The 13547-nt window shown below is 61.7% G+C and carries 12 protein-coding genes; all 12 read left to right on the plus strand.

Features of this window, described 5'->3' with window-relative positions; genetic code table 11:
* Nucleotides 1–238: 238 nt before the first annotated feature.
* Complete coding sequence (gene bchF / locus AC72UB_RS14340; protein WP_505190371.1) at nt 239–727, plus strand: 2-vinyl bacteriochlorophyllide hydratase; 489 nt, start codon at nt 239–241, stop codon at nt 725–727.
* Entirely contained in the window at nt 724–2016 is a 1293-nt protein-coding gene (locus tag AC72UB_RS14345; protein ID WP_505190372.1) for a ferredoxin:protochlorophyllide reductase (ATP-dependent) subunit N, read from the plus strand. The genes bchF and AC72UB_RS14345 overlap by 4 nt, the downstream gene beginning before the upstream one ends.
* Nucleotides 2013–3554, plus strand: a complete 1542-nt coding sequence (bchB, locus tag AC72UB_RS14350; protein WP_505190373.1) for a ferredoxin:protochlorophyllide reductase (ATP-dependent) subunit B — start codon at nt 2013–2015, stop codon at nt 3552–3554. Before AC72UB_RS14345 ends, bchB begins: the two co-directional genes overlap by 4 nt.
* Nucleotides 3544–7113, plus strand: coding sequence for a magnesium chelatase subunit H (locus AC72UB_RS14355; RefSeq protein WP_505190374.1), 3570 nt, complete (start codon nt 3544–3546; stop codon nt 7111–7113). Before bchB ends, AC72UB_RS14355 begins: the two co-directional genes overlap by 11 nt.
* Nucleotides 7114–7195: 82 nt before the next feature.
* Nucleotides 7196–8095, plus strand: a complete 900-nt coding sequence (bchL, locus tag AC72UB_RS14360) for a ferredoxin:protochlorophyllide reductase (ATP-dependent) iron-sulfur ATP-binding protein (RefSeq protein WP_505190375.1) — start codon at nt 7196–7198, stop codon at nt 8093–8095.
* A 2-nt stretch (nt 8096–8097) separates the two neighbouring features.
* Nucleotides 8098–8766, plus strand: a complete 669-nt coding sequence (gene bchM, locus AC72UB_RS14365; protein WP_505190376.1) for a magnesium protoporphyrin IX methyltransferase — start codon at nt 8098–8100, stop codon at nt 8764–8766.
* Nucleotides 8763–10199 carry a PucC family protein gene (locus AC72UB_RS14370; RefSeq protein ID WP_505190377.1) on the plus strand — a complete coding sequence of 479 codons (1437 nt, stop codon included), beginning with the start codon at nt 8763–8765 and terminating at the stop codon, nt 10197–10199. Before bchM ends, AC72UB_RS14370 begins: the two co-directional genes overlap by 4 nt.
* 16 nt (nt 10200–10215) lie before the next feature.
* Nucleotides 10216–10974, plus strand: coding sequence for a photosynthetic reaction center subunit H (gene puhA / locus AC72UB_RS14375; protein ID WP_505190378.1), 759 nt, complete (start codon nt 10216–10218; stop codon nt 10972–10974).
* Between the two features lie 24 nt (nt 10975–10998).
* Nucleotides 10999–11640: a photosynthetic complex putative assembly protein PuhB gene (gene puhB, locus AC72UB_RS14380; RefSeq protein WP_505190379.1), complete on the plus strand. Its 642-nt coding sequence runs from the start codon at nt 10999–11001 to the stop codon at nt 11638–11640.
* A 9-nt stretch (nt 11641–11649) separates the two neighbouring features.
* A complete protein-coding gene (gene puhC, locus AC72UB_RS14385; RefSeq protein ID WP_463289506.1) occupies nt 11650–12105 on the plus strand; it encodes a photosynthetic complex assembly protein PuhC in 456 nt (151 codons plus the stop codon).
* 23 nt (nt 12106–12128) lie between these two features.
* The gene (locus tag AC72UB_RS14390; protein WP_505190380.1) at nt 12129–12425 is read left to right on the plus strand and encodes an O2-dependent cyclase accessory protein; all 297 of its coding nucleotides are present in this window, start codon (nt 12129–12131) and stop codon (nt 12423–12425) included.
* On the plus strand, nt 12422–13522 hold the full coding sequence (gene acsF, locus AC72UB_RS14395) for a magnesium-protoporphyrin IX monomethyl ester (oxidative) cyclase (RefSeq protein WP_463289504.1): 1101 nt from the start codon (nt 12422–12424) through the stop codon (nt 13520–13522). The genes AC72UB_RS14390 and acsF overlap by 4 nt, the downstream gene beginning before the upstream one ends.
* Nucleotides 13523–13547: the final 25 nt, after the last annotated feature.

Consider the following 13547-nt stretch of genomic DNA (forward strand, 5'->3'; position numbering starts at 1 on the left):
TCCTTTAGGGGCGAAGAAATGTCAAAGACAATTGACAGACCTCTAGATAGGCAGGCGACGTCAGATTTACAATACCTTTTTTATCATGATAATTTAGATGCTTACGGCCACCTTGAGTCCGCCCAACGCCTCGTCGCGATGCATAAGGTGTCAACTCAAATTGTGTAAGTTTTGGTTGACACATTCTGATTGGGGCGTCTAGGATCAGGATGCAGATATGCTTGTTGGAAGCTGACGAATGCCAGAGAATCGCCTTAACAGCCCAGCCCGCAAGCCGCTTTATACAGCGGAAGAACGGGCAAGACGCGACGCCTCGGCCTGGACCTTGGTGCAGGGCATTCTGGCTCCGGTGCAATTTCTGGTCTTCATCGGCTCTCTGGCCTTGGTGTTGCGCTATCTGGCCACAGGTGAGGGGTACTGGGCCGCCACTGCCTCTATCGTGGTCAAAACGGCAGTGCTCTATCTGATCATGGTGACAGGTGCGATCTGGGAGAAGGTGGTCTTCGGTCAGTACCTTCTTGCCCCGGCCTTCTACTGGGAAGACATGTTCAGCTTTGCGGTCATCGCGCTGCATACTGCTTATATTGTAGGGCTTTTGAGCGGGGCGCTGTCGCCGGCAAGCCTGATGTTCCTAGCCCTCGCCGCCTATGGAACATATGTGATCAACGCCGCCCAGTTCATCCTGAAGCTGCGCCTCGCGCGGCTGGATATGGCGGTGGCTAAATGACCAGCACCTTGCCCAGCGTCGGCTGCTCCAACACACCCGTTCTGAAAGAGCGGGGTCAGCGCGAGGTGTTTTGCGGGCTGACCGGTATCATCTGGCTGCACCGCAAGATGCAGGATGCCTTCTTCCTTGTGGTCGGCAGCCGCACCTGCGCGCATCTGCTGCAATCGGCCGCAGGGGTGATGATCTTTGCCGAGCCGCGCTTTGGCACGGCGATTCTGGAAGAGAAGGATCTGGCCGGGCTGGCCGATGCCCAGACCGAGCTGGACCGCGAAGTTGCCCGCCTCCTGTCACGTCGGCCTGACATTCGGCAGCTCTTCCTCGTCGGGTCTTGCCCGTCTGAAGTGATCAAGCTGGACCTGCACCGCGCCGCCGAGCGGATGAGCGCGCAGCATGCCCCCCATGTGCGGGTGCTGAACTATTCCGGTTCGGGAATCGAGACGACCTTTACCCAAGGCGAAGATGCCTGTCTGGCCGCGATGGTTCCGGCTTTGCCCGCCACGACTGCCAAAGAACTTTTGATCGTCGGCGCCTTGCCCGATGTGGTGGAAGATCAGGCGCTGGCGCTTTTGGCGGCGATGGGCGTGGGCCCGGTGCGCTGCCTGCCGGCGCGGCGGTCAGCCGATCTGCCTGCCGTCGGCGCCAATACCGTCTTTGCGCTGGTGCAGCCTTTCCTAGGCGACACGCACGCGGCCCTGACGCGCCGTGGCGCCCGGCATCTTCCGGCCCCCTTCCCGTTTGGCGCCGAAGGCACCACCGCTTGGCTGCAGGCCATCGCCACCGAATTCGGTGTCGCGCCTGATCTCTTCGAATCCGTCATTGCCGCCCCCCGCGCCCGCGCCGAAAAGGCAATTGCGGCCGCGGCCGAGACCCTGTCGGGCAAGTCGGTGTTCTTCTTCCCCGACAGCCAGTTGGAAATTCCGCTCGCGCGGTTCCTGACCCGCGAATGTGGCATGACGGCGGTTGAGGTCGGCACGCCCTTCCTACACCGCGATCTGATGGCACCGGAACTCGCGCTTTTGGCCGAAGGTCCGACCTTGTCTGAGGGCCAAGATGTGGATCTTCAACTTGACCGCGTGCGCGCCGCGCGGCCTGATCTGACGGTCTGCGGCCTTGGCCTTGCCAACCCCTTGGAGGCCGAGGGTCTGGCGACCAAATGGGCGATCGAACTGGTGTTCAGTCCGGTGCACTTCTACGAACAGGCCGGCGATCTGGCCGCCCTGTTCGCACGCCCCCTGCGTCGCCGCGCGCTGCTTGCGCCGTTGTCTCCCAGCTTGGAGGCCGCCGAATGAAGCTGACGCTCTGGACATATGAAGGCCCGCCCCATGTGGGCGCGATGCGCGTGGCGACCGGGATGAAGGGGCTGCACTATGTGCTGCACGCCCCGCAGGGCGACACTTATGCCGATCTTTTGTTCACCATGATCGAACGGCGCGACCATCGCCCGCCAGTCAGCTACACCACCTTTCAGGCCCGCGATCTGGGGGCTGATACGGCGGGTCTGTTCAAGACCGCCTGCCGCGATGCGGTGGAGCGTTTTCAGCCTGAGGCGCTGATTGTTGGGGCCTCGTGCACCGCAGAACTCATTCAGGATGATCCCGCCGGTCTTGCCGAAAGCATGGATCTTGGGCTGCCGGTGATCCCACTGGACCTGCCCAGCTATCAGCGCAAGGAAGGCTTTGGCACCGACGAGACCTTCTTGCAGATCGTGCGGCATCTGGCCAAGCCGGTTGCCCGCAGCGAGCAGATCACCGCCAACCTGATCGGCCCGACGGCTTTGGGGTTCCGCCACCGCGATGACATCGTCGAGGTGACGCGGCTTTTGTCCGACATGGGCATTGGGGTGAATGTGGTCGGCCCGATGGGCGCACGGCCCAGCGACATTGCCCGTCTGGGCGCCGCGCATTTCAACGTGCTGATGTATCCCGAGCACGCCGAAAGTGCCGCACGCTGGCTTGAGACCAATTTCAAGCAGCCTTACACCAAGATTGTGCCGATTGGCGTGGGCGCGACCCATGACTTTGTGGCCGAAGTGGCCCAGATCACCGGCCTGCCCGCCCGCGCCGACACCAGCCGTTTGCGCCTGCCGTGGTGGACGCGGTCGGTGGACAGCACCTACCTGACCGGCAAGCGCGTGTTCATCTTTGGCGACGGCACCCATGTGGCCGCCGCTGCCCGCGTGGCTCGCGAGGAGATGGGGTTTGAAGTGGCCGGTCTGGGATGCTTCAACCGCGAAATGGCCCGCCCGATCCGCGCCTTGGCCAAGGACTATGGCGTCGAGGCGCTGATGTCGGACGATTATCTTGAGGTTGAGGCCGCGATTGCCGCGCTGCAGCCCGAGATGATCCTTGGCACGCAGATGGAGCGTCACATCGGCAAGCGTCTGGGCATTCCCTGCGCTGTGATCTCAGCCCCGGTGCATGTGCAGGACTTTCCTGCCCGCTACTCCCCCCAAATGGGCTGGGAAGGTGCGAATGTGCTTTTCGACACCTGGGTTCACCCGCTGGTCATGGGGCTGGAAGAACATCTTCTGCACATGTTCCGTGATGACTTTGAATTCCACGACGCTGCCGGGGCCTCGCACCACGGTGGCGCGCACAGCCCGCGCCCGGCAGATGCAGCCCCCGAACCTGTGGCTGCGTCCCCTGTCGTCGCGGCTGGTGGCGGGCAGGTCATCTGGCTGACGGACGCCGAAAACGAGTTGAAGAAGATCCCGTTCTTCGTGCGCGGCAAAGCCCGGCGCAACACTGAAAACTATGCCAATGGCAAGGGCGTGACCGAGATCAGCGTCGAAACCTTATATGAGGCAAAGGCACATTATGCGCGCTGATGCCCCCATGACTGGCACCAAGGTTGGCTACAACGTCGTTGTGGTCACGCTGGACCAGCATGCCGCAGGTCCCGCCGCGCGGATCGCACCTCGTCTTGCGAAAGACTTCCCCGGCCTAAACGTCTCGATCCATGCCTCTGCCGAATGGGCTGAAAACCCCGCCTCCCTGCAGCGCTGCAAAGACGCGCTGAAGACGGCTGATCTGGTCGTGGCCAATCTGATCTTTATCGAAGAGCACATCAACGCCATCCTGCCCGATCTGATCGAGGCACGCCCGCGTGTCGACGCCTTCTTGGGCCTGATTGCCGACCCGTCCATCGTCAAGCTGACCCGTATGGGCGACTTGGACATGGGCAAGCCCGCCTCGGCCACGATGGCCCTATTGAAGAAACTGAAGCCCACTGCAAAAACCAGCGCGAATTCTGGCGAAAAGCAGATGTCGATGCTGCGCCGCCTGCCGAAAATCTTGCGTTGGATTCCGGGCAAGGCGCAGGATCTGCGCGCGTGGTTCTTGTCGATGCAATACTGGCTTGGTGGATCTGACGACAATATTGAACAGATGATCCGCTTCTTGATTGGCCGATATGCGTCGCGCAAAGATTGGCGCGGGGCCACGGCCTTGGCGCCTATCGATTATCCAGAATTGGGCCTTTATCACCCCAAGCTGGAAGGCAGGATCACCACCAACATCGCCGACTTGCCCCGCCCCGAAGGGGCCACGGCAACCGTCGGCCTGTTGATGCTGCGCTCGTATATCTTGGCGTCAGATACCGCGCATTATGACGCGGTGATCGCCGCCTATGAGGCGCAAGGCATTGCTTGTGTGCCTGCCTTTGCGGGCGGCTTGGACGGACGGCCTGCGATCAATGCCTATTTCCAAAAGAATGGCATTAGCACAGTCGATACGATGGTGTCCTTGACGGGCTTTAGCCTTGTGGGCGGACCTGCCTACAATGACAGTCCCGCCGCCATTGAGGCGCTGACGGCCTTGGATGTGCCCTATATCGCAGCCCATCCTTTGGAATTTCAAACCTTGGGCCAATGGGCGAGCGCGCCGCAAGGCCTTGGGCCAATCGAAACGACGATGTTGATCGCCTTGCCCGAAATTGACGGGGCCACAAATCCGACTGTCTTTGCAGGACGGCATGGGTTGGACGGTTGCACGGGATGTTCGCTTATGTGCAAAGGCTCGGCTGACAGCCGGGCCATATCGCCGTGTCACGAACGCATTACCTCGCTGACAGAAAAAACACTGCGCCTCGCCAAACTGCGCCGGACCAAGAATGCCGACAAGAAGGTGGGCATCGTCTTGTTCGGCTTCCCGCCGAATGCAGGAGCTGCCGGGACCGCAGCCTATCTGTCTGTGTTTGAAAGCCTGCACAACACGCTGAAGGCAATGAAGGCGGATGGCTATAGACTGGATGTGCCAGCCACGGTGGATGATCTGCGGGCCGAGGTTCTGGGCGGCAATTCTGCCGCCTATGGTCAGCCTGCCAACGTGGCGGCCTTTGTGGATGCCGATACGATTGTACGCAACACGCCCCCTCTCAAGGTGATTGAATCCGTTTGGGGCCCTGCCCCCGGCAAAGTGCAATCAGATGGCCGCAGCGTCTTTGTGCTCGGTCGTCAATTTGGCAATATTTTCGTCGGCTTGCAGCCAACCTTTGGCTACGAAGGCGACCCGATGCGCTTGCTCTTTGAGCGCGGCTTCGCCCCCACCCATGCCTTTGTTCAGTTCTATCTTTGGCTGCGCAACACTTGGGGCGCGGATGCATTGCTGCACTTTGGCATGCATGGCGCGCTGGAATTCATGCCTGGAAAGCAGGCCGGCCTGGGCGCGCGCGATTGGCCCGATCGTTTGATCGGCGAATTGCCAAACATCTATCTTTACGCCGCCAACAACCCGTCCGAGGCCTCTTTGGCCAAGCGCCGGTCGAATGCGATCACCATCACCCATTTGACCCCGCCCTTGGCGCAGGCCGGTCTCTATAAGGGTCTTGTTGATCTGAAAGACAGCCTGACGCGCTGGCGCTCTATGGCAGATGACGCGTTCGAACGCACCGAGCTTTCAACCCTGATCTTGGAACAGGCCGGCGCCGTCGATATGGATGGCCGCGATCCCGCGAAACTCTGGCTCAAGCTGCTTGAGGCAGAAGATGCGCTGATCCCGGACGGTCTGCATGTTGTGGGCCAGACGATGACAGCCGCTGCGCGGGCTGAATATCTGAACCTGTTGCCCCCAATGGATGCGGCCGAGCGCGCCAGAATTGACGCGCAGCTGCAGCAAGACACCGAAATTCCGGGGATTTTGCGGGCACTTTCGGCCCGTTTCATTGCCCCGGTGCCCGGTGGTGATCTGATCCGCAGCCCGCAGATTCTGCCGACGGGCCGTAACATTCACGCCTTTGACCCGTTCCGCATGCCGACCGAATATGCGCTGCGCGACGGGGCGGCACAGGCTGAGAAACTCTTGGCCGCGCACCCCACCCTGCCCCGGTCTGTGGCCTTGGTGCTGTGGGGGTCGGACAACATCAAATCCGATGGCGGCCCGATGGCCCAAGCCTTGGCGCTGATGGGCGTTCGCCCGCGCTTTGACAGCTATGGCCGCCTGTGTGGGGCCGATCTGATCCCGCTGGCCGAACTGGCCCGCCCGCGCATTGATGTGCTGATGACACTCTCGGGCATCTTCCGCGATCTGCTGCCTCTGCAAACAAAGATGCTGGCCGAGGCCGCCTGGAAATGCGCCACAGCGGATGAGCCCGTGTCACAGAACTTCATCCGTGCCCATGCGCTGGCCTATGCGGCCGAGATGGGCGTGGATATGGAAACCGCTTCGCTTCGGGTGTTTTCCAATGCCGAAGGCGCCTATGGGTCAAACGTCAACCAGTTGGTGGACAGCTCGGCCTTCGGGGTCGAGGATGAGTTGGCCGATGCCTATGAGGCGCGCAAATCCTTTGCCTATGGCCGCGACGGCAAGGCGGTGAAGAACGCCAACCTTCTGCAAAAGGCGCTGAAGGATGTGGACCTCGCCTATCAGAACCTTGAGTCGGTCGAGCTGGGCGTGACCTCGGTGGACCATTACTTTGACACGCTGGGCGGCATTGCCCGCGCGGTAAAGCGCCAGCGTGGATCGGATACGCCGGTTTACATCAGCGACCAGACCCGCGGCACCGGCAAGATCCGCACCCTGCGCGACCAGATCGCATTGGAAAGCCGGACGCGCGCGCTGAACCCGAAGTTTTACGAAGGCCTGCTGAAGCACGGTGCCGAAGGGGTCCGTCAGATCGAGGCGCATGTGACCAACACCATGGGCTGGTCGGCCACGACCGAAGCTGTGGACCCGTGGGTGTATCAGCGCCTGTCGGAGACCTTTGTGCTCGATGAAGCGATGCGCAAGCGGCTGGCAGCCCTGAACCCCGCCGCATCCGCCCGAATGACCAATCGCCTGATCGAAGCCTCTGAGCGCGCCTATTGGACGCCGGATGCCGCCACGCTCGCCGCCCTGCAAGGGGCTGCGGATGAACTGGAAGATCGTCTGGAAGGGATCGCCGCCGAATGAGCCTGATCCTGACCTCCCTGCGTTGCCCTGCCGTCGGAGCCTCCGGCGGGAGTATTTTTACCAAGATGAAAGGGCCAAAAGCATGAGCCTGGATAACATTCCCGACCTGCGCGGACTTGACGGTGATGGATCGGTGCAAGTCCATCTCGACCCCGAGACCCGGATTGAAGGCGCAAAGGTGTTTTCGGTCTATGGCAAGGGCGGCATCGGCAAATCGACCACCTCGTCGAACCTGTCAGCGGCCTTTTCGATGATGGGCAAGCGGGTGTTGCAGATTGGCTGTGACCCGAAGCATGACAGCACATTCACCCTGACGGGTCGGTTGCAGCCGACGGTGATCGACATTCTGAAAGAGGTGGATTTCCACCCCGAAGAATTGCGCCCTGAGGATTATGTCGCCACCGGCTTTAACGGCGTGAAATGCGTCGAAGCGGGCGGCCCCCCGGCCGGCACGGGCTGTGGTGGCTATGTGGTGGGCCAGACGGTGAAATTGCTGAAACAGCATCACCTTTTGGAAGACACCGATGTGGTGATCTTTGACGTCTTGGGCGATGTGGTTTGTGGGGGCTTTGCAGCGCCTTTGCAGCATGCCGACCGCGCAGTGATCGTCACCGCCAATGACTTTGACAGCATCTATGCGATGAACCGCATCATCGCCGCCGTTCAGGCCAAATCGGGCAACTACAAGGTACAGCTGGCCGGCTGCGTCGCCAACCGGTCGCGCGCCACCGATGAGGTGGACCGCTATTGCGAGCGGGTTGGGTTCAACCGGCTGGCGCATATGCCCGACATCGACGCCATCCGTCGGTCGCGCCTGAAGAAAAAGACGCTGTTTGAGATGGACGATGCCGAGGACGTGGTCATGGCACGGGCCGAATACATGAAGCTGGCCGATACGTTGTGGCGCTCGGTGCAGGTACCCGGCTCGACCCCCGGGCCGCTGCCGGACCGCGAGATCTTTGAACTTCTGGGGTTTGATTGAGAATGGCTGACTATTCCGCCACCCGCGACCGGGTCGAACAGTATTTCGACCGCTCCGCCACCAAAGTGTGGGAGCGTCTGACCTCGGACGCGCCGGTGAGCCGTATTCGCCAGACTGTGCGCGAAGGCCGGGACAAGATGCGCGCGCTGATGCTGGGCCGCCTGCCTTCTGATCTGCGCGGCGCGCGGGTGTTGGATGCGGGCTGTGGTGCGGGGCAGATGACGGCGGAACTGGCCGCGCGCGGGGCGGATGTCACGGCGGTGGATATCTCGCCCGCGCTCGTCGAGATCGCCCGCGCGCGCCTGCCCGAGGCGCTGTCTCAGCGCGTGACCTTTGCGGCGGGCGATATGACGGCGGCTCATCATGGGTCGTTTGACTATGTGCTGGCGATGGACAGCCTGATTTACTACGGCACCCCCGATATTGCCGCCGCGCTGGACCGTTTGGGCGCGCGCACGCGCGAAGCCGTGGTGTTCACCGTTGCGCCGAAAACGCCGTTCTTGATGGCGTTCTGGACGCTGGGCAAGGCGTTCCCGCGGGCGGATCGGTCGCCCACCATGGTGCCGCATGCTTTTGACACCCTGCACAAGGCGACCGGAGGGCGGCTGCGCCAGATCGATCGCGTCTCGCGCGGGTTCTACATTTCCGAATGTCTGGAGTATCGCCCGTGATCTTGCGGAAGAAACATATCCAGCAGCTTGGGCCCGGTTGGTTGCCCTTTGCGGATGCCGCTTCCGAGGGTCTGCCTTTGGGGCAATTGCTGCGGCTGGGTCTGTTTCAGGTGTCGGTCGGGATGGCGACGGTGCTTTTGCTCGGGACGCTGAACCGGGTGATGATCGTTGAACTCTCGGTCCCTGCGATGATCGTCGCTTTGATGATCGCCCTGCCGGTGCTGTCGGCGCCGTTTCGCGCGCTTTTGGGGTTCCGGTCGGACACCCATCGCAGCGCGATTGGCTGGAAGCGTATCCCTTATCTGTGGTTCGGCAGCCTGTGGCAGATGGGTGGCTTTGCCATTATGCCCTTTGCGTTGATCCTTCTGGGCGGCGATCAGGTTCTGGGCCCGACTTGGGCTGGTGAGCTTTTGGCCGCGCTGGCCTTTGTGATGGCCGGGCTTGGGCTGCACATGACCCAGACGGCAGGTCTTGCGCTGGCGTCTGATCGGGCGACGGATGAAACGCGGCCCCGGGTGGTGGCGCTGCTGTATGTGATGTTCCTTCTGGGCATGGCGATTTCGGCGGTGATCGTCGGGGCGCTGTTGCAAGATTACTCTGACATCCGGCTGATCCGCGTGGTGCAGGGCTGTGCCTTGGCGACGCTGGTGTTGAACCTGATTGCGCTGTGGAAGCAGGAAAAGGTCCGCCCGATGAGCGCGGCCGAACGGGCCGCACCGCGTCCGCGCTTTGCCGATGCTTGGGCGGATCTGATGGCTGGTGGCACGGCGGGGCGGCTTTTGGCCGTGGTCGCTGTCGGGGCCTTTGGGTTCAACATGCAGGACGTTCTGTTGGAGCCCTACGGTGGCCAGATCCTTGGCCTGTCGGTTTCGGCGACCACGATGCTGACCGCGGTTTACGCCGGTGGGGCGCTGGTGGGCTTTGGGCTGGCGGCGCGCTGGCTGGGCCGGGGGACCGACCCTTACCGGATGGCCGGGCGCGGCATTCTGATTGGCATTGGCGCGTTTACCGCCGTGATCCTGGCCGGGCCGTTGAATTCGGCCATGGTGTTTTTTGCAGGCGCGTTCTGCATTGGCCTTGGGGGCGGCCTTTTCTCGGTGGCCACACTCACCGCGGCTATGGCGATGCCCACGGGCACACGCGCAGGGCGCGGTTTGGCACTGGGGGCTTGGGGCGCAGCGCAGGCGACGGCGGCGGGTCTCTCCATCGCCTTTGGCGGTGCCTTGCGCGATGGCATCTCGACCTTGGCATCGGCTGGGCATCTGGGCGCAGCCTTCGACACGCCGGCTATCGGCTATACCTTTGTTTACCATACGGAAATTGGGCTTCTGTTTGTCACGTTAATCCTGCTTGGCCCGCTTGTCCGCACACGACTTCTGACTGATCAAACCAAAACCACCGGAAAACTCGGCATCGCCGATTTCCCGACCTGACTTAGGAGGACTACCCATGGTGGGCACTGAATTCTTTGGAACCTTCGATCTGGCCTCGTTGTCGATCTGGCTCTTCTGGGGCTTTTTCGCGCTGTTGGTCTACTATCTGCAAACCGAAAACATGCGTGAAGGCTACCCGTTGGAGCTGGAAGACGGCACCGTTGCGCCGAACCAAGGCCCCTTCCCGGTTCCAGCCCCGAAGACCTTTCTCTTGCCCCACGGCCGCGGCTCGGTGACCGTGCCGAATGGTGCGCGTGAGGCGCGTGAAGTGGCCGTGGGCCGCACTGCCGTGTCGGAAGGCTTCCCGCATGCGCCCTTGGGCGACCCGATGAAAGACGGTGTTGGCCCGGCCTCATGGGCCCCGCGCCGCGACATTCCGGAACTGGATGGCCACGGCCATAACAAGATCGTGCCGATGGCCTCGGCGTCGGCTTTTGCCGTGTCAGCCGGGCGTGACCCGCGTGGTCTGCCGGTGCAAGCGGGCGATCTGGAAGTGGTGGGAACCATCTCGGATATGTGGGTGGACGCGCCTGAACAGCTGGTGCGCTATCTGGAAATCACGCTGAACTCGGGGGCCAAGAAGCTGGTTCCGCTGCCGATGGTAAAAATCCAAGCCGACCGTGTACGTATCAACTCGCTGTCGTCGGACCTATTCGACGGCGTGCCTGCGACCAAGTCGCAGACCGAGGTGACCTTGCTCGAAGAAGAAAAGATCAGCGCCTACTACGCGGGCGGCACTCTCTATGCCGCGTCCAAGCGTAAGCGCGGCTTCTGATCCATACAACAAAAGGGGGCGACCATGTCTAACCACGAACACGACGACTTCGCCGTCGAGCCGCTGCCGGGCCTGCCCGCGCAACCGCCCAAGGGGGAAGTGATCTTGTGGCAAGGCCGCCCCCAGACCTTTGCGCTGGCGCGCGAGGCGCTGAAGATCAACTGGATCGCCGGCTACTTTGTCGCGCTGGCGCTTTGGCGCGGGTGGATGATGGGGGACGGAGTGCCTGCCACCATCTTGGCCGTCATGCTGCCTTATCTTGCCATCGGTGCCATGACCTGCGCGATTTTGTTGACAATTGCCACGGTGCAGGCGCGCAGCACCGTCTACACCATCACCACCGCGCGCGTGGCGATGCGGATCGGTGTTGCGCTGACCGTGACGCTGAATCTGCCCTTCCGTCAGATCGGCGCAGCCAATTTGGCACTGAAATCAAACGGCACCGGCACCATCGCGCTGCAAACGCTGGGCGATACGCGGATTTCCTACCTTGTCTGCTGGCCCCATGTGCGGCCTTGGCACTTTAACCGCACGCAACCTGCGCTGCGCGCCATTCCCGAAGCCGCTGCCGTTGCCAAGATTTTGGCCGAGGCTGCCGAAACACGGATGAGCCAGCCCATCATCACCCAGACCCCAGTCCCGGCGCATGCCGTGGCCGCCGAATAGGAGGACAGGATGCAAGACCTTACCCAACGCCGCCCGTCTGACGACAAGGACATGATCCCCAAGCCGCTGCTTTTGGCGATGCTCGGCCTTGTTCTGGCGACGCTGGCGATTGTCAGCTTTTCGGTGCTGACCGGCCGCGAGCCGGCTGGCACACCCGCGCCCGCTGCCGTTGTGGCGGAACGCACAATCTATCTGCAGGGCGGGGGCGCGCAGGCCGTGACCGTTCTGGACGAAAACCGCGCCCTGCTTATGGACCTGCCGCACGGGGGCTTCATCACCGTCATTCAGAACGGAGTGCAGCGCGCGCGGCTAACTGCCCGTGTCGATCAGTCTTTGCCGGTGCGTATTGTGGAATACGCCAATGGTCGGCTGACCGTCGTTGACGACCACACCGGATGGAGCGCGGAACTCGGCGCATTCGGATCAGACAATAAGGCCGCATTCGAACGGCTCATGTCGCAGTGACACATAATAAGGGGAACCAAATCATGGGATTATTTACAAGATCAGCGGAACGCGTGCCCTGCACCGTCGAGGTCAGCCACCGTTTCGAAAGCCTTCATGCCCACGTCCGTTTCAACAATGGTGCCGTGGTTCACCCCGGCGATGAGGTGCTGGTGCATGGCGCCCCAATCATGGCCGCCTATGGTGAGCTGATCATCGAGGACCGGCAGGCCACCATCACCCGCGCCAGCCTCTTGGAACGCCTTTGGACCCGCGCCACTGGCGATTTTGGGTTCATGGAACTGTGCGAGTTTTCCTTCTCGGAAGAGGTGACGCTATGAACGCCCAAAACCCCGACATGACCGCAGCCACGGCATTGGTGCCCGAAATCGACAGCACCGCCACCACGGCGATGGCGACCGAAACGACCATGCTCAATCCGCGCTTCTACACCACCGATTTTGACGAGATGGACCGCGTGGATGTCTCGTCGATCCGGCCCGAATGGGACAAGCTGATCGCGCAGATGAAATCTGACCCGAACAAGGGCCATTTCAAGAAGAACGCCGACTGGGATCAGATCGACTGGGCGGCGATGGACCCCAAGCTGCGGGTCGAATTCATCGACTTTCTGGTGTCCTCTTGCACCGCCGAGTTCTCGGGCTGCGTGCTTTACAAGGAAATGAAGCGGCGCGGCAACAACCCCGACATCTGCGAGCTGTTCAACTATATGGCCCGCGATGAGGCCCGCCATGCCGGGTTCATCAATGACGCGCTGCGCGAAGCGGGCGTTGCGGTGAACCTTGGCTTTCTGACCAAGGCCAAGAAATACACCTATTTCCGGCCGAAGTTCATCTACTACGCCACCTATCTGTCGGAAAAGATCGGTTACGCCCGCTATATCACCATCTACCGCCACCTTGAGGCGAACCCTGATCAGCGGTTCCATCCCATTTTCAAATGGTTCAAGGAATGGTGCAACGACGAGTTCAGCCATGGCGAGGCTTTTGCCTTGCTGATGCGCACCGATCCCAAGCTGACCTCCAGCTTTGTCAACAAGCTGTGGATCCGCTTCTTCCTGACTGCGGTCTATTCCACCATGTTCGTGCGCGATCATGCACGGCCCGAGTTCCACAAGGCGCTGGGTGTTGACATCGAATGGTATGACCAAGAGGTGTTCCGGAAAACCAGCGTGATCGCCCGCCAAGTCTTCCCGATCGAGGTGGACATCGACCATCCGCGCTGGTTGCCGAACCTGCGCCGCATGCGCGATGCCTTTGGCCAGATGGACGAGGCCAAGCGCCGCGGCGGTGTTGCGGGTTGGCTGGGTAAGGTCACGGGCGGTGCCAAGGCGCTGACGGCCTTTGTCGCACTTTACACCATCCCGGTCATCAAGCGCGAGCCGCCGAAGAACGTCCGGTTGGAGCCGATCTATTGATCGTCAACCCGCATAAACACTTGGG

It is taken from the genome of Allotabrizicola aquatica (SeqCode) (genome assembly GCF_965194375.1).
In the GTDB taxonomy this organism is placed as follows: Bacteria; Pseudomonadota; Alphaproteobacteria; order Rhodobacterales; family Rhodobacteraceae; genus Tabrizicola_A; species Tabrizicola_A aquatica.

What these genes read in the sequence shown, in the direction of transcription:
- bchF (WP_505190371.1), top strand. Translation starts at nt 239, where the DNA reads ATGCCAGAGAATCGCCTTAACAGCCCAGCCCGCAAGCCGCTTTATACA.
- AC72UB_RS14345 (WP_505190372.1), top strand. Translation starts at nt 724, where the DNA reads ATGACCAGCACCTTGCCCAGCGTCGGCTGCTCCAACACACCCGTTCTG.
- bchB (WP_505190373.1), top strand. Translation starts at nt 2,013, where the DNA reads ATGAAGCTGACGCTCTGGACATATGAAGGCCCGCCCCATGTGGGCGCG.
- AC72UB_RS14355 (WP_505190374.1), top strand. Translation starts at nt 3,544, where the DNA reads ATGCGCGCTGATGCCCCCATGACTGGCACCAAGGTTGGCTACAACGTC.
- bchL (WP_505190375.1), top strand. Translation starts at nt 7,196, where the DNA reads ATGAGCCTGGATAACATTCCCGACCTGCGCGGACTTGACGGTGATGGA.
- bchM (WP_505190376.1), top strand. Translation starts at nt 8,098, where the DNA reads ATGGCTGACTATTCCGCCACCCGCGACCGGGTCGAACAGTATTTCGAC.
- puhA (WP_505190378.1), top strand. Translation starts at nt 10,216, where the DNA reads ATGGTGGGCACTGAATTCTTTGGAACCTTCGATCTGGCCTCGTTGTCG.
- puhB (WP_505190379.1), top strand. Translation starts at nt 10,999, where the DNA reads ATGTCTAACCACGAACACGACGACTTCGCCGTCGAGCCGCTGCCGGGC.
- puhC (WP_463289506.1), top strand. Translation starts at nt 11,650, where the DNA reads ATGCAAGACCTTACCCAACGCCGCCCGTCTGACGACAAGGACATGATC.
- AC72UB_RS14390 (WP_505190380.1), top strand. Translation starts at nt 12,129, where the DNA reads ATGGGATTATTTACAAGATCAGCGGAACGCGTGCCCTGCACCGTCGAG.
- acsF (WP_463289504.1), top strand. Translation starts at nt 12,422, where the DNA reads ATGAACGCCCAAAACCCCGACATGACCGCAGCCACGGCATTGGTGCCC.